The 20,070-nt window shown below is 69.0% G+C and carries 20 protein-coding genes and 1 pseudogene; 15 read left to right on the top strand and 6 right to left on the bottom strand.

Features of this window, described 5'->3' with window-relative positions:
- The first annotated feature begins 119 nt into the window (after positions 1–119).
- Entirely contained in the window at positions 120–944 is an 825-nt protein-coding gene (locus JI746_RS02400) for a lysophospholipid acyltransferase family protein (protein WP_201687170.1), read from the top strand.
- The gene (locus tag JI746_RS02395) at positions 941–1,807 is read left to right on the top strand and encodes an LpxL/LpxP family acyltransferase (RefSeq protein ID WP_201687169.1); all 867 of its coding nucleotides are present in this window, start codon (positions 941–943) and stop codon (positions 1,805–1,807) included. Before JI746_RS02400 ends, JI746_RS02395 begins: the two co-directional genes overlap by 4 nt.
- 134 nt (positions 1,808–1,941) lie before the next feature.
- Here the strand turns inward: JI746_RS02395 and JI746_RS02390 are convergent, their stop codons facing one another.
- Together JI746_RS02390 and yihA are read right to left on the bottom strand one after the other, a co-directional pair.
- Entirely contained in the window at positions 1,942–2,835 is an 894-nt protein-coding gene (locus JI746_RS02390; protein WP_201687168.1) for an alpha/beta fold hydrolase, read from the bottom strand.
- The gene (yihA, locus tag JI746_RS02385) at positions 2,832–3,509 is read right to left on the bottom strand and encodes a ribosome biogenesis GTP-binding protein YihA/YsxC (RefSeq protein ID WP_201687167.1); all 678 of its coding nucleotides are present in this window, start codon (positions 3,507–3,509) and stop codon (positions 2,832–2,834) included. Before yihA ends, JI746_RS02390 begins: the two co-directional genes overlap by 4 nt.
- Before the next feature lie 69 nt (positions 3,510–3,578).
- Between yihA and JI746_RS02380 the strand changes: the two genes are divergently transcribed.
- The 4 genes from JI746_RS02380 (at position 3,579) to JI746_RS02365 (ending at position 6,767) form a co-directional block, all read left to right on the top strand.
- Positions 3,579–4,400 carry a c-type cytochrome gene (locus JI746_RS02380; protein WP_330892921.1) on the top strand — a complete coding sequence of 274 codons (822 nt, stop codon included), beginning with the start codon at positions 3,579–3,581 and terminating at the stop codon, positions 4,398–4,400.
- 159 nt (positions 4,401–4,559) lie between these two features.
- The gene (msrP, locus tag JI746_RS02375) at positions 4,560–5,558 is read left to right on the top strand and encodes a protein-methionine-sulfoxide reductase catalytic subunit MsrP (protein WP_201687166.1); all 999 of its coding nucleotides are present in this window, start codon (positions 4,560–4,562) and stop codon (positions 5,556–5,558) included.
- A gap of 16 nt (positions 5,559–5,574) precedes the next feature.
- Entirely contained in the window at positions 5,575–6,231 is a 657-nt protein-coding gene (locus JI746_RS02370) for a protein-methionine-sulfoxide reductase heme-binding subunit MsrQ (RefSeq protein WP_201687165.1), read from the top strand.
- A gap of 125 nt (positions 6,232–6,356) precedes the next feature.
- Positions 6,357–6,767, top strand: coding sequence for a hemerythrin domain-containing protein (locus tag JI746_RS02365; RefSeq protein ID WP_201687164.1), 411 nt, complete (start codon positions 6,357–6,359; stop codon positions 6,765–6,767).
- A 16-nt stretch (positions 6,768–6,783) separates the two neighbouring features.
- On the opposite strand, the gene lysA is transcribed toward JI746_RS02365, so the two are convergent.
- The 3 genes and pseudogenes from lysA to JI746_RS28330 all read right to left on the bottom strand — a co-directional run.
- A complete protein-coding gene (gene lysA / locus JI746_RS02360; RefSeq protein WP_201687163.1) occupies positions 6,784–8,061 on the bottom strand; it encodes a diaminopimelate decarboxylase in 1,278 nt (425 codons plus the stop codon).
- A gap of 5 nt (positions 8,062–8,066) precedes the next feature.
- On the bottom strand, positions 8,067–8,204 hold the full coding sequence (locus JI746_RS28335) for a hypothetical protein (protein WP_236599545.1): 138 nt from the start codon (positions 8,202–8,204) through the stop codon (positions 8,067–8,069).
- A 21-nt stretch (positions 8,205–8,225) separates the two neighbouring features.
- Positions 8,226–8,309 (bottom strand): annotated as a pseudogene (locus tag JI746_RS28330) (hypothetical protein); the annotation flags it as partial.
- A 12-nt stretch (positions 8,310–8,321) separates the two neighbouring features.
- On the opposite strand from JI746_RS28330, the gene cyaY reads away from it, so the two are divergent.
- The gene (gene cyaY / locus JI746_RS02350; RefSeq protein WP_201687161.1) at positions 8,322–8,657 is read left to right on the top strand and encodes an iron donor protein CyaY; all 336 of its coding nucleotides are present in this window, start codon (positions 8,322–8,324) and stop codon (positions 8,655–8,657) included.
- Positions 8,658–8,709: 52 nt separating this feature from the next.
- Here cyaY and JI746_RS02345 read toward each other — a convergent pair whose 3' ends face one another.
- Positions 8,710–11,190, bottom strand: coding sequence for a penicillin-binding protein 1A (locus JI746_RS02345; protein ID WP_201687160.1), 2,481 nt, complete (start codon positions 11,188–11,190; stop codon positions 8,710–8,712).
- 267 nt (positions 11,191–11,457) lie between these two features.
- On the opposite strand from JI746_RS02345, the gene JI746_RS02340 reads away from it, so the two are divergent.
- From JI746_RS02340 to aroB, 8 genes are read left to right on the top strand one after another with little or no spacing between them, the layout of a single operon-like run.
- Positions 11,458–12,537, top strand: a complete 1,080-nt coding sequence (locus JI746_RS02340; RefSeq protein WP_201687159.1) for a pilus assembly protein PilM — start codon at positions 11,458–11,460, stop codon at positions 12,535–12,537.
- Complete coding sequence (locus JI746_RS02335; RefSeq protein ID WP_201687158.1) at positions 12,534–13,238, top strand: PilN domain-containing protein; 705 nt, start codon at positions 12,534–12,536, stop codon at positions 13,236–13,238. The genes JI746_RS02340 and JI746_RS02335 overlap by 4 nt, the downstream gene beginning before the upstream one ends.
- Positions 13,239–13,279: 41 nt before the next feature.
- Positions 13,280–13,960: a type IV pilus inner membrane component PilO gene (locus tag JI746_RS02330; RefSeq protein WP_201687157.1), complete on the top strand. Its 681-nt coding sequence runs from the start codon at positions 13,280–13,282 to the stop codon at positions 13,958–13,960.
- Positions 13,957–14,499 carry a pilus assembly protein PilP gene (locus JI746_RS02325; protein WP_201687156.1) on the top strand — a complete coding sequence of 181 codons (543 nt, stop codon included), beginning with the start codon at positions 13,957–13,959 and terminating at the stop codon, positions 14,497–14,499. Before JI746_RS02330 ends, JI746_RS02325 begins: the two co-directional genes overlap by 4 nt.
- Positions 14,499–16,616, top strand: coding sequence for a type IV pilus secretin PilQ (pilQ, locus tag JI746_RS02320; RefSeq protein WP_201687295.1), 2,118 nt, complete (start codon positions 14,499–14,501; stop codon positions 16,614–16,616). The genes JI746_RS02325 and pilQ overlap by 1 nt, the downstream gene beginning before the upstream one ends.
- A gap of 29 nt (positions 16,617–16,645) precedes the next feature.
- Positions 16,646–18,409, top strand: a complete 1,764-nt coding sequence (locus JI746_RS02315) for an Ig-like domain-containing protein (protein WP_201687155.1) — start codon at positions 16,646–16,648, stop codon at positions 18,407–18,409.
- A gap of 12 nt (positions 18,410–18,421) precedes the next feature.
- Positions 18,422–18,949, top strand: a complete 528-nt coding sequence (locus JI746_RS02310) for a shikimate kinase (protein ID WP_201687154.1) — start codon at positions 18,422–18,424, stop codon at positions 18,947–18,949.
- A gap of 9 nt (positions 18,950–18,958) precedes the next feature.
- Entirely contained in the window at positions 18,959–20,062 is a 1,104-nt protein-coding gene (aroB, locus tag JI746_RS02305) for a 3-dehydroquinate synthase (RefSeq protein WP_201687153.1), read from the top strand.
- The last annotated feature ends 8 nt before the right edge of the window (positions 20,063–20,070 follow it).

The raw sequence follows: 20,070 nt of genomic DNA, 5'->3' as shown, positions 1-20,070 counted from the left end.
AGCGGTTGATGGGAAGGCGCGTTGCCTTCTGCCGGAGCTCGGGCGAACGCTTTAGCAGAATTTTTTCGCGTCGCCCTGCAAGTAGTTCAATAACTCGGCGACGCCCCATTCTAACCCGCGTGAAACGACTCTTCCAACTGCTCTCCGCCTGGCCGCTCCCCCTTTTGCATGGGGTCGGGACCGTGCTCGGCTGGATCACTTTCCTGGCCTCGCCCACCTACCGGCGACGCTTCGTGGCCAACGCCGCGCAAGGCGGCTACGGGTTTGCCCGGGTGCGCCACGCCGTCGCCGAGTCCGGCAAGCTGGTGGCCGAAACCCCGCGCCTGTGGTTCGGGGCCATGCCGCCGGTGCACTGGGAGCAGGCGGAGATGATCCGCGCGCTGCGGGCCGAAGGGCGCGGCATCGTCTTCCTCACGCCGCACCTCGGGTGCTTCGAGGTCACGGCGCGGTCCTATGCGGCGCAGTTCGGGCCGGTGACGGTGCTGTTCCGGCCGGCGCGCAAGCCCTGGCTGCGCGAGCTGGTCGCCACGTCGCGCAACCGCCCCAACATGACGGCCGTGCCGACCACGCTGGCCGGGGTGCGGCAGATGCTGCGCGCGCTCAAGGCCGGCGAGGCGATCGGCCTGCTGCCGGACCAGGTGCCCCCGCAGGGGCTGGGGGTGTGGGCGCCGTTCTTCGGCCGCGAGGCCTACACCATGACGCTGCCGGCGCGGCTGGTGCAACAGACCGGTGCCGTGCTGCTGTTCGTGTGGGGCGAGCGGCTGACGCGCGGCCGCGGCTACCACGTGCACGTGCAGCGCTTCGAGGGCGAGCTGTCGCGCGAGCCCGCGGAGGCGGCAGCGCAGATCAATGCCGAAATGGAGCGCATGGTGCGCGCCGGGCCGACCCAGTACCTGTGGGGCTATGCGCGCTACAAGCAGCCCCGCGAGGAGGCCGCGGCATGATGAGCCACCTCGGCGTGGCCTTCATGCGGCTGATCGCGCACCTGCCGCTGTCCTGGGTGCGGGCGCTGGGCCGCGCACTCGGCGCCGCGCTGTACGCGCTGGTGGCATCGCGCCGCAAGGTGGTCGACACCAACCTGCGCCTGTGCTTTCCGCAGTGGACGGCGCAGGAGCGCAGGCGCCGCTCGCGCGAGGTGTTCGTGTACGTCGCGCAGTCCTTCCTCGATCGCGCCTGGCTGTGGCATGCGCCGCCCGAGGTGGTGAAGCAGCGCGTGCACCTCACCGGCGCCGTGCAGGAGCTCGCCGGGCAGGATGCCACGATCCTGTTCTGCCCGCACTTCGTCGGCCTCGACGCCGGGGTGAGCGCGATGTCGCAGCAGGTGCCGCGCAGCTTCGTCGGCATCTACACGCAGCAGAGCAACCCGGTGGTCGACGCCTGGGTGCTCAAGGGGCGCAACCGCTTCGGCGATGCGCGTCCCATGAGCCGCTCCGAGGGCGTGCGCGACCTGATAGCCGCCCTGCGCGCGGGCCACGTGATGTACCTGCTGCCGGACATGAACTTCGGCCCGGAGGAGTCGATCTTCGTGCCGTTCTATGGCGTGCCGGCGGCCACGGTGCCCTCGCTCTCGCGCTTCGCCCGCCTGGGCCGGGCCAAGGTGGTGCCGCTGATCACGCAGCTCACGCCCACAGGCTACGAGGTGCGGCTCGGGGAGGCCTGGAAGGATTTCCCGACCAAGGACCTCGAAGCGGACACCGCGCTGATGAACCTGCGGCTGCAGGCCTACATCGACGAGATGCCGTCGCAGTATTACTGGGTGCACAAGCGCTTCAAGACGCGCCCGCCGGGGGAGCCCGGCGTTTACTGAGGGGATGCGCGGTTTCGTAGGCTGGCGGTGAGCCTTGCGAACCCCAGCGATCGGCGAGCGATGGCGGAGCTGGGGTTCACGGCGCGCATCCGCGCGCGTTCACCGCCAGCCTACGGTTCGCGCCAGCGATGTGGTCAGGACTGCAGGAATTCCGCCAGCCGCTCGACGACCAGCGCCGGCTGCTCGTGCACGATCCAGTGCGACGCCTCCGCCACCTTGTGCAGCGCCAGCCGCGGCACGTACGCCTCGAGGCCGTCGACCAGCTCCGGCAGCAACGCCGTGTCCTGCAGGCCCCACAACACCAGTGTCGGCACGTCCACCGTCAGCATCTCGCGCGGCAGCGTGATCGCGCTGGCGCCGGGATCGTCGGTGCGCGCCGGGCGCAGCGGCGAGGCGCGGTAGTAGTTCAGGCCGCCGGTGAGGCTGCGGTCCCACACGGCCCGGTACTGCGCCTTCATCGCCTCGGTGAGCCAGCTTGCCGGCCCCCAGTGCGTGAAGAACCCGAACAGGCGCCGGTAGCCGTCCTCGCGCAGCAGCGCCTCGGCATCGGGGCGCACCAGGAAATTCATGTACGCGCTGGCCTGCCGCTGCGCCTCGCTGTGCTGCAAGGCCTGCAGGAAGGTGCCGGGATGCGGCGCATTGAGGATGGCCAGCCGCTGCAGCAACGGCGGCTGCTGGTTGGCCACGCCCCAGGCGACGGCCCCGCCCCAGTCGTGCGCCACCAGGCAGGCCAGCGGCGCGCCTTCGAGCTGCGCCAGCGCCACCACATCCTGCACCAGGTGCCTGGGCCGGTAGGCGGAGACATCGGCGGGCTGCGACGAAGCTTCGTAGCCCCGCAGGTTGGGGGCCACGCAGCGGTAGCCGCCGTTGGCTTCCTGCGCGAAGTGCTCCAGGAGATCGTCCCAGATGAAGGCGGCTTCCGGGAAGCCGTGCAGGAACAGCAGGACCGGGCGGCCGCGCTCTCCCGCGGCGCGGCAACTCAGGGTGATACCGTGCGGAAGCGCCTGCTGCCAGGTCTCGATCGTCATGCCGGTTCCGGATGGGCCCAGTGCCACAGGAGCAGCGAAGTCTCCTCCACGCCCTGCTTCTTGAGGGCGGAGAAAAGTTTGACCTCGCCGCCGGCCGTCTGCAGTCGCGCGATCGACAGCGCCTTGCTGGCCTCCGAGCGATTGAGCTTGTCGGCCTTGGTCAGCAGCACCAGGAACTTCAGGCCCTCCTCGACGCGGGGGCGGATCACCTCGAGCAGGATCTCGTCGAGTTCGGTCAGCCCGTGGCGCGGGTCGACCATCATCACCACGCCCGTCAGGTTGGGCCGCGTGACCAGGTAGTTGGCCATGACCTGCTGCCAGCGCAGCTTGTCCTGCTTGGGCACGGCCGCATAGCCGTAGCCGGGCAGGTCGGCCAGCACGGCGTCGGTGATGCCCTGCTTGCCGAGCGCGAACAGGTTGATCGCCTGCGTGCGGCCCGGCGTCTTGGAGGCGAACGCGAGGCGCTTCTGCTGCGTCAGCGTGTTGATGCAGGTGGATTTGCCCGCGTTGGAGCGGCCGACGAAGGCGATCTCGGGCACCTCCGATTCGGGGAGGTGCTCGAGGCGCGGCGCGGTGGTGAGGAAGCGCGCGGTGTGCATCCAGGCGACGGCCTGCGCAGCGGAAGTCCCCGGCGTGGAGGTGGTGGGGGCACTGGGGCCCGGCGGGGAGGTCATCAGGGACGGAAGAGGGGAGGAGGCGGCATTGTAGAATCCCGGGGTTTTGCGCCAACGAACAGAAGAAACGTGATCAAGTCGCCTGCTTCCCTGCTGCTGGCCGCCGTGCTGGCCACCCTCGCGCTGCACACTGGGGCCCAGCAGCCGGCGGCTGCGCCCGCCAGCGGCGCCGCACCCGCAGCCAGCGCCGCCCCCGAGGCCGGCGCCGCGCCTGCCGCCAGCGCCGCCGCGCCGGGCGCTTCCGGCCTCACCGTCGCTCCTCCGGCCGCCCCCGCGGAATCCGCTCCCGGCGCGGCCGCTGCCACGCCGGCGCCCGCCGCGCCGAATACCGTGGCCGCTGCGGCCACCGGCAAGCCCGACCCGGCCGCCGGCGAGGCCCGTTTCGGCACCGTCTGCGTCGCCTGCCACGGGCAGGGCGGCAACTCGGGCACCCCGGCCAACCCGAAGCTGGCAGCCCAGCACCAGGCCTACATCGTCAAGCAGCTGGTCGAATTCAAGAGCGGCAAGCGCCCCAACCCGATCATGCAGGGCTTCGCCTCGCAGCTGACCGAAGCCGACATGAAGAACATCGCGGCCTACGTCGGCGCGCAGAAGGCCAGCCCGGGCTTCGCCAAGGACAAGGAACTGGTCTCGCTGGGCGAGAAGATCTACCGCGGCGGCAACCAGTCCCGCCAGCTGCCCGCCTGCGCCGGCTGCCACAGCCCCAACGGCGCCGGCATCCCCGCGCAATACCCGCGCCTGTCGGGCCAGCACGCGGACTACACCGCCAGCCAGCTGGTCGCCTTCCGCGACGGCATCCGCAAGAACAGCCCGCAGATGGCCCAGATCGCCGCCAAGCTGAACGATCGCGAGATCCGTGCCGTGGCCGACTACATCGCCGGCCTGCGCTGAACACGTCGAACGGTTGAACCAAGCGCCGCAGTGACGAACCAAAGGGCGGGTGCCTCGCAAGAGGGCCCGCCCTTTTTGCTGCGATTCCGCCGCCGCCGGCGGGGTTGCTGAATCCTTGCAAGAATGGGCTGCGTATCCAGACTACAAGGAGACACCAGGATGTTGATCCGGACCGGCCGCGACGGCTTCGAGCACCCCATCGCCAGCGAAATCACCCCGCGCGGCGTCTACGAGGACCGCCGGCGCCTGCTCAAGTGGATGGCCACCGGCGTGGCGGGCGCGGCGCTGGCGCAATGGGCGCAGCGCGAGGCCTTCGCACAGCAGGTGGCGCGCCCGGGCAAGCATGCGGTGCTGCAGGCCGTGCGCTCCACGGTTCCCGGCGCGGTGACGATGGAGAAGGTCACCGAGTACAAGGACGCCTCGGGCTACAACAACTACTACGAATTCGGCACCGACAAGGGCGATCCGGTCGAACACGCGCACACGCTCAGGACCTCGCCGTGGACGGTGGAGATCGAGGGCCTGGTGAAGAAGCCCGCGAAGTACGCGCTGGAAGACCTGGTCAAGCTCGCCCCGCAGGAAGAACGGATCTACCGCCTGCGCTGCGTCGAGGGCTGGTCGATGGTGATCCCCTGGGTCGGCTACTCGATGGCCAGGCTGATCGAGAAGGTCGAGCCGCAGGGCAGCGCGAAGTTCGTCGAGTTCGTCTCGCTGGCCGATCCGAAGCAGATGCCCTACGTGGGCTCGCGCGTGCTGGACTGGCCCTACGTCGAAGGGCTGCGCCTGGACGAGGCCATGAATCCCCTCACGCTCCTCACCTTCGGCATGTACGGCGAGGTGCTGCCGAACCAGAACGGCGCGCCGGTGCGCGTGGTGGTGCCGTGGAAGTACGGCTTCAAGAGCGGCAAGAGCCTGGTGAAGATCCGCTTCACCGACCAGATGCCCAAGACGGCGTGGAACAAGGCGGCCGCCAACGAGTACGGCTTCTATTCCAACGTCAACCCGAACGTCGACCACCCGCGCTGGTCGCAGGCGACCGAGCGTCGCATCGGCGAGGACGGCCTGTTCGCCAAGAAGCGCAAGACCCTGATGTTCAACGGCTACGAGCCGCAGGTCGGCCAGTTGTATGCGGGCATGGACCTGAAGAAGAACTTCTGATGGGCGCCGCGCACGCATGACGCTCGCGCGCACGCTGCTGCACCCTGCGGCCAAGCCGGTCCTGTTCGTCCTGGGGCTGCTGCCGTTCGCCTGGTTGTTCTACGGGGCGGCGACGGACCATCTCGGCGCCAATCCCGCCGAGTACCTCTCGCGCTCCACCGGCGACTGGACGCTGCGCTTCCTGTGCCTGACGCTCGCCGTCACGCCGGTGCGCGTGGTGGCGGCCCTGCCGACGCTGGCGCGCTTCCGCCGCATGCTGGGGCTGTTCACGTACTTCTACGTCTTCCTGCACTTCCTCGCCTGGGCCTGGTTCGACCAGGGGCTGGATCCGACCGAAATGGGCAAGGACATCGCCAAGCGCCCCTTCATCCTGGTGGGCTTCGCGGCCTTCGTGCTGCTCACGCCGCTGGCGGCGACCTCCTTCAACCGCGCCGTCAAGGCACTGGGCGCGCGGCGCTGGCAGGCGCTGCACAAGCTGGTCTACGTGATCGCCGGCCTCGGCATCCTGCACTTCTTCTGGATGCGGGCGGGCAAGAACAACTTCGCCGAAGTGTTCGTGTATGCCGCGATCCTCGCCGTGCTGCTTGGCTGGCGGGTGAGCGAGTTCCTGCGCAAGCGCCGTTCGGGCGGCCGCATGCCGGCCGGCGCGACGGGGCCGCGGCCCTCGCGCTGATCGGCGTTCGCCTGTCGGATGGCCATCGCCGGCCGTCGCCCTGCGCTGTGCCGGCGCGAAGTCTGCACGCACGGTACTGTTACTCCTCGATACGATCCGCCCCTTTCGAGCTGGCGGAGCAATCGATGGCGTATACGGACAACTTCAGGCGGCAGCACCAGGACCTGCTGGCCATGGCGGGGGAGATCGCGACCAAGCTGAAGGCGCAGCCGTTCGACGCGCGCGGGCTGCGCAACCTGCTGTCCGCCCTGGCGGGCAAGCTGACGGTGCACCTGACGATGGAAGACAAGGCGCTGTACCCGAGGCTGGTGCAGGTGAACGTGGAGAACTCGCGCGGCTTGGCCGAGGCGTTCCAGCAGGAGATGGGCGGCCTGGCCGCCACCTTCGCGACCTACAACCAGAAGTGGCAGATCAACGCGATCGCGGCCGACCCGGCCGGTTTCTCGCGCGACACGCATGCGGTGTTCGCGGCCATCGGCCGGCGCATCGCGCGCGAGAACAGCGAACTGTATCCGCTGGCCGACCGGGCGCTCTGAACGCTCTGCGCGTGACTCAGGGCAGCAGGTGTTCCTTGCGCAGCAGGTCGGCGTCGTCCTCGCGCTCGCGCACCAGGTGCACCTGGGCGCCGTCCACCAGCACCTCCGCGGCGCGCCCGCGCGCGTTGTAGTTGCTGGCCATGCTCATGCAATAGGCGCCGGCCGAGAGCACCGCGAGCAGGTCGCCGGGCTGCACGGACAGCGTTCGCTCGCGGCCGATCCAGTCGCCGCTCTCGCATACCGGCCCCACCACGTCGTACACCGCGGACTGCGCGATGCGCCGCTGCAGCGGCACGATCTGGTGGAAGGCCTCGTACATCGCCGGGCGGGGCAGGTCGTTCATCGCCGCATCGATGATGCAGAAGTTCTTCTGCTCGCCCGGCTTGAGGTACAGCACCTCGCTCACGCACAGGCCGGCGTTGCCGACCAGTGAACGCCCCGGCTCGATCATCAGCTGCCGGTCGCCGAAGCCGCGCGCGTCCAGCCGCTGCAGCAGGCGCTGCCACAGCGCATCGGCCGCCGGCGGCTGCTCCTCGTTGTAGACGATGCCCAGGCCGCCGCCGAAGTCGATGTGCGCGATCGGGATGCCGGCCGCCTCGATCTGCGTGACCAGGTCCATCACGCGGTCCATCGCATCGAGGTAGGGCGAGACCTGCGTGATCTGCGAGCCGATGTGGCAGTCGATGCCGACCACGCGCAGCCCCGGGAGCGCGGCGGCGCGCTGGTAGGCGCGCAGCGCGTTCTTGTGCGCGATGCCGAACTTGTTGCCCTTCAGGCCGGTCGAGATGTAGGGATGGGTGAGCGGATTGACGTCGGGGTTGACGCGCAGGCTCACCGGGGCGCGCGTGCCGAGTTCGACCGCCACCTCGCTCAGCACCTCCAGCTCCGCCTCGCTCTCGACGTTGAAGCAGTGGATGCCGACTTCGAGCGCGCGCCGCATCTCGCGCCGGCTCTTGCCGACGCCGGAGAAGATGATGTCGCCGCCGCTGGCGCCGGCGGCCAGCACCCGTTCCAGCTCGCCGCCGGAGACGATGTCGAAGCCGCAGCCGGCGCGCGCGAACACCTGCAGGATCGCGAGCGAGGAGTTGGCCTTCATCGCGTAGCAGATCTTCGCCTTGCGGCCGGTGAAGCCGCGCTGGTAGGCCGCGAGCGCCGCGAGCATCGCCGCGCGCGAATAGACGAACAGCGGCGTGCCATGTTCACGCGCGAGGTCGCCGACCGGGACCTCCTCGACGAACAGCTCGTCGCCGCGGTACTGCACGAAGGGAGCGCCCGGCAGGCGTGCGGGGTTCATGGCGCTCATGGCCGCGGCGCCGGGACGGCGGTGCCGGTCGGCGGTTGCGATGCGGCGGGCGTGGGCGTCACGGCGGTGGTGGACGGCGCCAGGGTCTGCGGCAGCGTCGCGCGGCCGGCCGCGGCCTCCCCGCTGGGCAGCACGAGCGGTCCCTTCTGGCCGCAGGCCCCCAGCAGGGAACTCGCGACGAGGGCGAGAAGCGCGCGGCTTGCGCGAGCGCTGACTAGAATTTGGCGATCACCTGGCATCTGGAAATTGTAATGACCGATCTCGAGTACCTCGACCGCGCCGAAGCGCTGCTGAAGGCGGTGGAAGCCGCTTGCGACCGGATCAACGAGAACACCGACGCCGACGTCGACAACCAGCGGGTCGGCGGAATGATCACCCTGGTGTTCCCCAACGGCAGCCAGATCGTCGTCAACCTGCAGAAGCCGCTGCAGGAAGTGTGGCTGGCCGCCAAGGCGGGCGGCTTCCACTACCGCTTCGACGGCCAGGCCTGGCGCGATACCAAGGGGCAGGGCGGCGAGTTCTTCGCCGACCTGGGCCGCTACGCGAGCGAGCAGGCGGGGCGGCCGCTCGCGTTCGCGCCGCTTTGAGGGAGCTGGGGTTCCGGCGCTTCGCGCATCACCGCCAGCCTACGCAGAGGCGTCAGTTGCGGAAGAGATCCAGGATGCTGCGTCGCTCGTCCGCCGGCGGATGCGGCACCTGGCCATCCGAGTTGAGCAGGCTGCGGTCGGCCGGCGCGCCCGGCGACTGCTCGCCCGAGGGACCGTACCCGCGCGGCGCTCCGTTGGCGGGGGCGCCAGCGCCGCCCGGTTCACCCGCCAGCCCCAGGCTGCGGATGCCCGCGCCGGGCGCGTATTCCTCGTAGTACCACTCGCCGGCGACGTTGATCACGCCTTCGGGGGCAGCGGGCTCCATGGTGGGCACGCCCTTGAGCGCCGTTTCCATGAAGTTGATCCAGATCGGCAGGCTCAGGCCGCCGCCCGTCTCGCGGTCGCCCAGGGAGCGCGGCGTGTCGTATCCCATCCAGACGATCGCCACCAGGCTGGGGTGGAAGCCGTTGAACCAGGTGTCGATCGAATCGTTGGTGGTGCCGGTCTTGCCGTACAGGTCGGCGCGCTTGAGTTCGCGCTGCGAGCGGGCAGCCGTGCCGGAGCGGGCCACTTCCTGCAGCAGCCGGTCCATGATGAAGGCGTTGCGGGCGTCGATCGCGCGCATCGATTCGTTCAGCAGGGGCGGCTGGCTTTCCACCAGGGCCTTGCCCTTCTGGTCCGTGATCCGGGTGATCAGCCACGGGTTGATGCGGTAGCCGCCGTTGGCGAACACCGAGTAGCCGAGCGCCATCTGCATCGGCGTGACCGAGCCGGCGCCCAGCGCCATGGTCAGGTAGGGCGGGTGCTTCTCGGCGTCGAAGCCGAAGCGCGTGACCCAGTCCTGCGCGGCCTGCGTGCCCACCGCCTGCAGGATGCGAATCGAGACCATGTTCTTGGACTTGGCCAGCGCCGTGTGGAGTGGCATCGGGCCTTCGAACTTGCCGTCGTAGTTCTTGGGCTCCCAGGGCGGCCCGCCGGTGACGTCGCCGCCGAAGAACAGGGGCGCGTCGTTCACGATGGTGGAGGGCGTGAAGCCCTTTTCCAGCGCCGCGGAGTAGATGAAGGGCTTGAAACCGGAGCCCGGCTGGCGCCAGGCCTGGGTGACGTGGTTGAACTTGTTCTTGTTGAAGTCGAAGCCGCCGACCAGGGCGTGGATCGAGCCGTCGCGCGGGTCGACCGCGACGAAGGCGCCTTCCACCTCGGGCAGCTGCGTGATCTCCCAGGTGTCCTTGGGCGACTTCATCGCGCGGATCACCGCCCCGCGGCGGATCTTGATCTTCGGCGGTGCCTTGTCCGACAGGCCCGACTGCGCCGGCCGCAGGCCCTCGCCGGTGATGTCGATCTGGTCGCCGTTGGCGCGCACCGCCACGATCTTCTTGGGCGTCGCCTCCAGCACCACCGCCGCCAGCACGTCGCCGTTGTCGGGGTGCTCGGCCAGGGCGTCGTCGATCGCGTCGTCGAGTTCCTTGGGGTCGGACGGCAGGTCGACGAAGCGCTCCGGGCCGCGGTAGATCTGGCGCCTCTCGTAGCCCATGATGCCCTGGCGCAGCGACTTGTACGCCGCTTCCTGCTCCTTGGCGCGGATGGTGGTGAACACGTTCAGGCCGCGGGTGTAGGTCTCGTCGCCGTACTGGGCGTAGACCAGCTGGCGCACCGTTTCCGCGATGTACTCGGCGCGCACGGCCGTCGTCTGCAGGCCGGTGCGCACGTGCAGTTCCTGCTTCTTGGCCGCCTCGGCCTGCTCGTGGGTGATGAAGCCGTTGTCCTCCATCCGCTCGATGATGTACAGCTGGCGGGCGCGGGCGCGCGACGGGTTCTGCACCGGATTGAAGGCCGAGGGCGCCTTGGGCAGGCCGGCCAGCATCGCCGCTTCGGCGATGGTGATGTCCTTGAGCGGCTTGCCGAAGTAGGTTTCCGAGGCGGCCGCGAACCCGTAGGCGCGGTTGCCCAGGAAGATCTGGTTCATGTAGATCTCGAGGATCTGGTCCTTCTTCAGCTGGTGTTCCAGCTTGAAGGTCAGGAGCACCTCATAGAGCTTGCGGGTGTAGGTCTTCTCGGAGGACAGGTAGACGTTGCGCGCCACCTGCATCGTGATGGTGGAGGCGCCCTGGCTCTTGACCCGGCCCAGGTTGGCGAGCGCGGCGCGCAGCATGCCCTTGTAGTCGACGCCGCTGTGCGAATAGAAGCGCGCGTCCTCGATGGCGAGGACGGCATTTTTCATCACTTGCGGGATCTCGTTGATCGGCGTCAGGTTGCGCCGCTCCTCGCCGAACTCGCCGAGCATGACGCCGTCGCTGGAATACACGCGCAGCGGCAGCTTGGGCCGGTAGTCCGCCAGGTCGGCGATGTCCGGCAGGTTGGGGTACGCCACCGACAGCGCGACGCCGCCGACGGCCAGGCCCGCCACGAGCAGCGCCAGGGCGATGCCGAAGGTCCAGGCGAAGAAGCCGAAGAGGAAGCGGAGCCAGAACGGCCGCTGGCGGCGGGGCGCAGGGCCGGAACCGGGAGCGTCGGAAGTGGGTTCGGAAGCCATAAAACTCCAGCGGACGTCCCGGGGCGCCCATTAAGAAAAAGCATACGTCTGAGCCGGGATGGGCGGCGCAGTTCCGCACCGCCGCAAGGTCGAGGCGCGCGGGCCCCCGCAACGCCGCAGTATCGCAGCAATGTGCGTCGGCTTTTCCCAACGGCACGCACCGTGACTGCCAGGAAATTCCTTTGGCGACAAGGACCTTACTGCTAGCATTGATGTGGAATCTTAAGTTCGTTACGCCTTGACACAGAGGCGTTGGAGGAGGCGGGTTTGATCTCTCTCGGGTCTTTGTTCGGCCGCCAGACGGCCCCCCTGCTGGGGCTGGACATCAGTTCATCCAGTGTGAAGCTCGTCGAGCTGACCCTTCGCAAGGACGGCGGCTACGTGCTGGAGCGTTGCGCGATCGAGCCGCTGGAGCGCGGCTGGATCAACGACGGCAATGTCGAGAAGTTCGACGAAGTGGCCGAGGCCATGCGCCGGGTCATCAAGAAAAGCGGCACGCGCACGCGCAACGTCGCCATGGCGCTGCCGGCCTCGGCGGTCATCACCAAGAAGATCATCCTGCCCGGCGGCCTGTCGGAGCAGGAACTCGAAATCCAGGTGGAGACCGAGGCCAACCAATATATCCCATTCTCGCTCGACGAAGTGAGCCTGGACTTCTGCGTCGTCGGGCCCAGCAGCACGTCGGCCGGCGACGTCGAGGTGCTGATCGCCGCCTCGCGCAAGGAAAAGGTGCAGGACCGCCAGGGCCTGGCCGAAGCGGCGGGCCTCAAGCCGGTGATCATCGACGTCGAATCGTACGCGGCGCGCCTGGCCGCCAGCCGCCTGATCGGCGCGCTGCCCGACGGCGGGCACGACCAGCTGGTGGCCCTGTTCGAGGTGGGCGCCACCACCACCAGCATGCAGGTGATCCGCAACGACGAGGTCCTGTACGACCGCGACCAGGCCTTCGGCGGCGCCCAGCTCACCCAGCTGATCGTGCGCCACTACGGCTTCTCGCCCGAGGAGGCCGAGACCAAGAAGCGCAGCGGCGAACTGCCCGAGGACTACGAGATGGGCGTGCTCAAGCCCTTCGTCGACAGCATGGCGCAGGAAGTGGCGCGCGCCCTCCAGTTCTTCTTCACCAGCACGCCGCACAACCGGGTCGACCAGATCATGGTGGCCGGCGGTTCGGCGGCCCTGCCGGGGCTGAGCGAGGCCATCACGGCCCAGACGTCCTTCCCCTGCGTCCTCGCCGATCCCTTCCAGGGCATGGACTTCGGCGCCAACGTGCGGGAGAAGAAGGTGCGCCGTGAAGCGCCCTCGTACCTGACCTCCTGCGGCCTGGCCATGCGGAGGTTCCTGCAGTGATCCTGATCAACCTGTTGCCGCACCGCGAGGCGGCACGCAAGCTGCGGCGCGAGCTGTTCTACGCCGGTCTCGGGGCGTCCGCCGTGGCGGGCGCGCTGATCGCCGGCGGCATCTTCCTCTGGTACGCGGCGCAGATCGGCACGCAGCAGGAACGCAACCAGCTGCTGGCGCGCGAGATCACGCAGCTCGATGCCCAGATCAAGGACATCGCCACCCTGCAGGAGGAGATCGCCGCGCTGCGGGCCCGCCAGCAGGCGGTGGAAGACCTGCAGGCCGACCGCAACATGCCCGTGCACCTGCTCAACGAGCTGTCGCGGCTGCTGCCCGAAGGCGTGTACCTCACGAGCATGAAGCAGAACGGGGACACCGTGTCGCTGGCCGGCATCGCCCAGTCCAACGAGCGCGTCTCCGAGCTGCTGCGCAACCTGAGCTCCGGCAGTGCCTGGATGGCGCGGCCCGAGCTGGTGGAGATCGTCGCCGCCACCGTCGCCCTGGCGCCCAAGGACAGCCGGCGCGTCTCGAATTTCAAGATGACCGTCAAGCTGCTGCGCGCCAGCGAGGCGCAGAAGGCCGCATCCGCGGCCGCCGCTGCCGCCTCCGCCAGCAACGCGCTCACGCCCACCGGGGCCGCCAGTGGCGCCCTTGCCAGCGCCGCGATCGCCGGCGGCGCTTCCGCGCCTGTCGCTTCGGGCCGCAAGTGATGCACCAAGCCCGCCCGTCCGCCGCAACCTGGGACTGAACCATGGCGACCGCCCCCTCCATCGACACCGCCGCCCTGAAGGAACACATCGCTTCCCAGTTCCGGGGCCTCAATCCGAACGACCCGGCCTCGTGGCCGCTGATCCCCAAGCTGCTGGTCTGCCTGGCCGTGATCGCCGGCATCGTGATCGCGCTGTGGTTCGTGTGGCTCACGAGCTCCGCCGAGGAACTCGAGACCGCGCAGAAGAAGGAAATGGTCCTGCGCGAGGACTACCGCAAGAAGCTGACGCAGGCGGTCAACCTCGATGCGCTGCGCAAGCAGCGCGAGCAGGTGCAGCAATACGTGACGCAGCTCGAAAAGCAGCTCCCCAGCAAGGCCGAGATGGACGCCCTGCTGTCCGACATCAACCAGGCCGGTCTCGGCCGCAGCCTCACCTTCGACCTGTTCCGCCCGGGGCAGGTGAGCGTGAAGGAGTACTACGCGGAGCTGCCGATCAGCGTGCGCGTCCAGGGGCGCTACAACGACATCGGGGCCTTCGCCTCCGACATCGCGCACCTGTCGCGCATCGTGACGCTCAACAACCTCGACATCCAGCAGACGAAGGACGGCAACGCGCTGGCGCTCGACGCCACGGCCAAGACCTTCCGGTACCTGGATCCCGAGGAAGTCGCGGCGCAGCGCAAGGCGACCAGCAAGAACGCGCCCAAGGGAGCGAAGAAATGAGAACGAGCCTGATGCTCGCAGGCCTGGCCGCCTGCTCGCTGCTCGCTGCCTGCGATGCGGAGCAGGGGGAGGTCCACGCCTGGATGCAGGAGCAGCGCGCCTCGATCAAGCCGCAGGTGCAGCCGATCCCCGAGCCGAAGCGCTTCACGCCGCAGGCGTACACGCAGGAAGCTGCCGTCGATCCCTTCAGCCAGCAGAAGCTGGTGGTCGCCCTCAAGCGGGACTCGCAGCAGGTCGGCACCCCGAGCGCCGCCCTGCTGCAGCCCGAACTGAACCGACGCAAGGAGCCGCTGGAAGCCTATCCGCTCGACGCGATGCTGATGGTCGGCAGCCTGATGAAACAGGGTCAACCCGTGGCCCTGCTCAAGGTCGACAACCTGCTGTACCAGGTCAAGCCCGGGAACTACCTGGGACAGAACTACGGGCGCATCACGAAGGTGACGGAGACGGAGGTGGTGCTGCGCGAGCTGGTGCAGGACGCCGCCGGGGAGTGGGTCGAGCGAGTCGCGACACTGCAATTGCAGGAGAAGTCAAAATGATGAAAACAACGAAGTGGAGCTGGCGTGCCATCGTGGCCGTCGGGGCGATGCTGGCGTCGGCCTGCTGGGGCGTGGCCCAGGCGGCGCCGGCGGTCGAGAGCGTCCGCGGGAGCATGCAGGGCGGCGTGGAGGTCGTGCGCATCGACTTCACCGAGCCCCTGACCTCGGTGCCCACCGGCTTCGCCATCCAGTCGCCGGCGCGCATCGCGCTGGACATCCCCGGCGCCACCAACGCCATGGGGCGCAGCGCCGTCGACATCAACGTCGGCAACCTGCGTTCGGTGAACGTGGTGCAGGCGCCGGACCGCGCGCGTCTCGTGCTGAACCTCAAGACGCCCACCAACTACCGGACCCAGGTCGAGGGCAAGTCGCTGATCGTGACGCTCGACGGCGTGGCGCTGGCCGGCTCGACGCAGCCGGCGCCGCAGACCTTCGCGGAAAGCCGCAACCGCGACACCCAGCCGATCCGCGACCTCGATTTCCGGCGCGGCCCGGACGGCTCCGGCCGCATCGTGGTCGACCTCCCGAGCAACCAGGTCGGCGTCGACATCCGCCAGCAGGGCCAAACCCTGGTGGTGGAATTCCTCAAGTCGACGCTGCCCGAGGGCCTGCGCCGGCGCATGGACGTCACGGACTTCGGCACGCCGATCCAGACCGTGAGCACCTTCCAGCAGGGTGACCGCGTGCGCATGGTGATCGAGCCGCGCGGCGCCTGGGAACACAGCGCCTACCAGTCCGACAACCAGTTCGTGGTGGAAGTCCGCACCCAGCGGCAGGACCCGAACAAGCTGTCGCAAGGGCCCGGCTACACCGGCGAGAAGCTTTCGCTGAACTTCCAGAACATCGAAGTGCGGGCGCTGCTGCAGGTCATCGCCGACTTCACGAACTTCAACATCGTGACCTCCGACTCGGTGAGCGGCGGCGTGACGCTGCGCCTGAAGGACGTGCCCTGGGACCAGGCGCTGGACATCATCCTGCAGGCCAAGGGCCTGGGCATGCGCCGCACCGGCAACGTGCTGTGGATCGCGCCCAAGGACGAGATCGCCGCCAAGGAAAAGCTGGAACTGGAATCGAACGCGGCGATCCAGAGCCTGGAGCCGCTGCGCACCCAGGGCTTCGTCCTGAACTACACCCGCGCCGCGGACGTCGCCGTGCAGCTCACGGGCACCGGCTCGTCGCGCATCCTCAGCGCCCGGGGCAGCGTGATCGCCGAGCCGCGCACCAACCAGCTGTTCGTGACCGACGTGCCGGCCAAGCTGGAACAGGTGCAGCAGCTGATCTCCCGGCTCGACATCGCGGTGCGCCAGGTGCTGATCGAGGCGCGCATCGTCGAGGCCTCCGACACCTTCGGCAAGACGCTGGGCGTGCGCCTGGGCGGCAGCGACCTGCGCGGGGTGCGCAACGGCGATGCCGGCTACTCAGTGGCGGGCAACAACCGCGTGGCCTTCGGCGGCACCTACGACGCCGTGTCGGGCACGACCGGCGAAAGCTCCACGGCGCTGACCACGGTGAACACGAACTTCGTCAACCTGCCGGCGGCCGGCGTGGGCGGCTTCCCCGCCTCGACCTTCGCGATCTCCATCTTCAATTCCGCCGCCAACCGCTTCCTGAACCTGGAACTGTCGGCGCTGGAAGCCGACGGCAAGGGCAAGCTGGTGTCGAGCCCGCGCATCGTGACGGCCGACAAGACCAAGGCGCTGATCGAGCAGGGCACGGAGTTCCCGTACCAGCAGGCGACCTCCAGCGGCGCGACCTCGGTGGCCTTCCGCCGCGCGACGCTGAAGCTGGAAGTGACGCCGCAGATCACGCCCGAAGGCAACATCATCCTGGACCTGGACATCAACAAGGACAGCCGGGGCGAGACGACGGCCGCGGGCATCGCGATCAACACCAAGCACATCCGCACGCAGGTGCTGGTCGAGAACGGCGGCACCGTCGTGATCGGCGGCATCTTCGAGCTGACCGAGACGGAGAACGAGACGCGCGTGCCGCTGCTGGGCGACATCCCCATCGCCGGCAACCTGTTCAAGAACCGTCTGCGCAATACGAGCAAGCAGGAAATGCTTGTCTTCATCACGCCGAAGATGGTGGCGGATCGCCAGCCAGCCGGCCGTTAAAACAGATAGACCGAAGAGGATAGTTTCTGATGAATCGCAATGTGAAGGCGCTGACGGCGCTGTTCCTCGCGTGCGCGCTCGCCGCCTGCGGCGGTGGTGGCGGCGACCCCGGTACGACGCCGGGAGCCGGGACGGGGACCGGAACGGGTACGGGAACCGGGACTGGCACCGGCGGCACCACGACGCCGCCGCCGGCGCCCACGCCGGTCGCCGCGGCCATGATCTTCGAATTGAGCAAGCCCGCGCTGGACAACTCCGGCGGTGATTCGACCGTGCTCACCGCCACCGCGCTCGACGCCAACAACAACCCGGTTGCCGGCGTGCCCCTCAGCGTCGCCGTCGACAGCGGCGTGTTCACGCCCGGGGTCGCGACGACCGGGACCGATGGGCGCGCCAGCGGCGCGATCACCATCGGCGGCAACAAGACCAACCGCAACATCACGGCCACCATCAAGCTGGGCAACCAGACCGCGACGGCGGTCGTGCCCGTGGCCGGCGGACAACTGACGGTGACACCGCTGCCCGGCACGCCGGCGCCCGGCGAGTCGGTTCGCGTGGACGTGAAAGTGGTGGACTCCACCGGCGCTGCGGTCCCCAACGCGGAGGTGACCTTCTCCGGCAGCCTCGGCCTGACCGGCAAGGCGCCGGCCACGGACTTCAACGGCAACACCTCGGGAACCCTCGGTGCCGCTCCCGCTGCACCCGGTGCGTACACGGTGAACGTCTCCGCGCTCGGACTCACGACCAGCCGCACGGTGCAGGTTCTCGCCCCCTCGGGTGGCGGGATCGCGGACGCGGTGGGCCCGATCAGCTCGGCCAGCCTCTCCATCGTGCCCAACACGATCAGCCCCAACAGCGCGGGCAGCACCACCAACCGCGCCGCGCTGCGCGCGAAGTTCAGCAACGGCAGCAACCAGGCCGTGCAGAACGTGCGCGTGCGCTTCGAGATCGAGGCTCCCGCGCTGGGCGCCGGCGAGCAACTGAGCTCGGGCGGCGGCACCGTGTTCTCCGATGTCAACGGTGAGGCGATTGCCGACTACATCGCCGGCACACGCTCCAGCCCGACCAACGGCGTGAAGATCCGCGCCTGCTACGGCCTGACGGATGCCGCCATCGCGAACGGGGCCTGCCCCAACGTGGTCCGCGGCACGCTCACGGTGGCGAGCCAGCCGCTGGCGATCACGCTGGGGGACAACAACGAACTCGTCAAGGGCACCGCCAACCTGACCTACATCAAGACCTTCGACGTGGCCGTGGCCGACGCCGCCGGCAACGCGGTGGCCAACGCCGTCGTTTCCGCGAGCGTGGACATCAGTCACTATGGCAAGGGCCAGTTCACCGACCGTGGCCCGCTCGGCGTCTACCAGGTGACGGGCAACACGCCCCCGGACACGAGCACCACCGGTCTCAGCATCACGGCCACGCCAGGTGCGGCGAGCGGCCGGATCTGGTGCCCGAACGAGGACACGAACCGCAACGGCTCCATCGACACCACGCCGCAGATCGAAGACATCAACGGCAACGGCAAGCTCGAGCCCCGCAAGGCCGATGTGATCCTGTCGTTCATCGGCTCCAACACCACGGGCGCGAACGGCCGCATGCAGATCCAGGTGGAGTACCCGCAGAACGTCGCGACCTGGCTGGCGTATACGGTCAAGGTCACCACCAACGTGGCGGGCTCCGAAGGGACCGACGCGAAGAGCTACATCACCTCGTTCGTCGACGGCGATGAGGAGAACGGCTCGTTCCTGACGGCGCCGTACGGCTCGAAGACGTGTACCTCGGCGCAATGATGCCGAGGTGAGGTGACCATCACCCTCGTCGGCATGCCCGGCAGTGGCAAGACCACTGTCGGGCGGCAACTTGCAAGGCGGCTGATGCTGCCTTTTTTTGATTCCGACCACGTGATCGAGGAACGCCTCGGGTGCTCGATCCGCGACTACTTCGCCCACCAGGGCGAAGCTGCGTTCCGGGACCTGGAACAGCAGGTGCTGGCCGAACTCGCGAACGGCCCCGAGGCGGTCCTCGCAACGGGCGGCGGTGCCGTGCTGCGCGAAGCGAACCGCGCCTGCCTGCGCGCCGCCGGCCCGGTGCTGTACCTGCGCTCCTCGCCCGAGGAGCTGTACCGGCGCCTGCGCCACGACACGTCGCGGCCGCTGCTGCAGGTGGCCGATCCGCTGGCCAAGCTGCGCGAGCTGTACGAGCAGCGCGACCCGCTGTACCAGCAGGCGGCCCACTTCCGCATCGAGACCGGCCGCCCCACGGTGCCGCGGCTGGTGAACATGATCCTGATGCAGCTCGAGCTCGATGGGGGCCCTGCGGGCGCCGCTTAAACTCGGGGCATGCCCGCCCCGCTTTCCGATTCCCCCCAGCAGGTGCACATCGCGCTCGGGGACCGCAGCTACGACATCCGGATCGGCGCCGGCCTGCTCGCCGAAGCCGCGAGCTGGGACGGCCTGCCAGCCGCGGCGACCGCGCTGATCGTCACCAACACCACCGTCGCGCCCCTGTACCTCGCGGCCCTGCGCCATGCGCTGGCCGGCCGCTACCGCACCGTCTTCGACGTCGTCCTTCCCGATGGCGAGCAGCACAAGGACTGGTCCACGCTCAACCTCATCTTCGATGCGCTGCTGGCGCACGGCTGCGATCGCAAGACGGTGCTGTTCGCGCTGGGCGGCGGCGTGGTGGGCGACATGGCCGGCTTCGCGGCGGCGAGCTACATGCGCGGCGTGCCCTTCGTGCAGGTGCCCACGACGCTGCTGGCGCAGGTCGATTCCTCGGTGGGCGGCAAGACCGCGATCAACCACCCGCTGGGCAAGAACATGATCGGCGCGTTCTACCAGCCGGCGCGCGTGGTCTGCGACCTCGCCACGCTGAAGACGCTGCCTGCGCGCGAGCTGAGCGCGGGCCTGGCCGAGGTGATCAAGTACGGCCCGATCGCCGACATGGCGTTCTTCGACTGGATCGAGGCGAACATCGATGCGCTGGTGGCGCGAGAGCCGGCCGCGCTGGCGCATGCCGTCAAGCGCAGCTGCGAGATCAAGGCCGATGTCGTGGGCCAGGACGAACGAGAAGCCGGCCTGCGGGCGATCCTCAATTTCGGCCACACCTTCGGCCACGCGATCGAGGCCGGCCTCGGCTTCGGCGAATGGCTGCATGGCGAGGCCGTGGGCTGCGGCATGGTGATGGCGCTGCGCCTGTCGCAGCGCCTGGGCCTGGTCGACGCCGCCTTCGTGCAGCGTGTGACCGCACTGATCGCGCGCGCCGGCCTGCCCACCGTGGGCCCGGCACTCGGTGCGGACCGCTACCTCGAACTGATGCGGGTGGACAAGAAGTCGGAGGCGGGCCAGATCCGCTTCGTCGTGATCGAGCGTCCGGGCCAGGCCGCGGTGCGGGGTGCGTCGGACGACTTGGTGCGCGAGGTGCTCGCCGCATCGACGCGCTGAGGCGCCGC

The organism is Ramlibacter alkalitolerans (genome assembly GCF_016722765.1).
Classification (GTDB): domain Bacteria; phylum Pseudomonadota; class Gammaproteobacteria; order Burkholderiales; family Burkholderiaceae_C; genus Ramlibacter; species Ramlibacter alkalitolerans.
The sequence above is the reverse complement of the archived record's forward strand: the minus strand, read 5'-3'. Positions and strand labels throughout refer to the sequence as shown.

Bases quoted from the DNA above. Each gene is read 5' to 3' on its own strand.
- JI746_RS02395 (WP_201687169.1), top strand. From the start codon at position 941: ATGATGAGCCACCTCGGCGTGGCCTTCATGCGGCTGATCGCGCACCTG.
- JI746_RS02390 (WP_201687168.1), bottom strand. From the start codon at position 2,835: ATGACGATCGAGACCTGGCAGCAGGCGCTTCCGCACGGTATCACCCTG.
- yihA (WP_201687167.1), bottom strand. From the start codon at position 3,509: ATGACCTCCCCGCCGGGCCCCAGTGCCCCCACCACCTCCACGCCGGGG.
- msrP (WP_201687166.1), top strand. From the start codon at position 4,560: ATGTTGATCCGGACCGGCCGCGACGGCTTCGAGCACCCCATCGCCAGC.
- JI746_RS02370 (WP_201687165.1), top strand. From the start codon at position 5,575: ATGACGCTCGCGCGCACGCTGCTGCACCCTGCGGCCAAGCCGGTCCTG.
- JI746_RS02365 (WP_201687164.1), top strand. From the start codon at position 6,357: ATGGCGTATACGGACAACTTCAGGCGGCAGCACCAGGACCTGCTGGCC.
- lysA (WP_201687163.1), bottom strand. From the start codon at position 8,061: ATGAACCCCGCACGCCTGCCGGGCGCTCCCTTCGTGCAGTACCGCGGC.
- cyaY (WP_201687161.1), top strand. From the start codon at position 8,322: ATGACCGATCTCGAGTACCTCGACCGCGCCGAAGCGCTGCTGAAGGCG.
- JI746_RS02345 (WP_201687160.1), bottom strand. From the start codon at position 11,190: ATGGCTTCCGAACCCACTTCCGACGCTCCCGGTTCCGGCCCTGCGCCC.
- JI746_RS02330 (WP_201687157.1), top strand. From the start codon at position 13,280: ATGGCGACCGCCCCCTCCATCGACACCGCCGCCCTGAAGGAACACATC.
- JI746_RS02325 (WP_201687156.1), top strand. From the start codon at position 13,957: ATGAGAACGAGCCTGATGCTCGCAGGCCTGGCCGCCTGCTCGCTGCTC.
- pilQ (WP_201687295.1), top strand. From the start codon at position 14,499: ATGAAAACAACGAAGTGGAGCTGGCGTGCCATCGTGGCCGTCGGGGCG.
- JI746_RS02315 (WP_201687155.1), top strand. From the start codon at position 16,646: ATGAATCGCAATGTGAAGGCGCTGACGGCGCTGTTCCTCGCGTGCGCG.
- aroB (WP_201687153.1), top strand. From the start codon at position 18,959: ATGCCCGCCCCGCTTTCCGATTCCCCCCAGCAGGTGCACATCGCGCTC.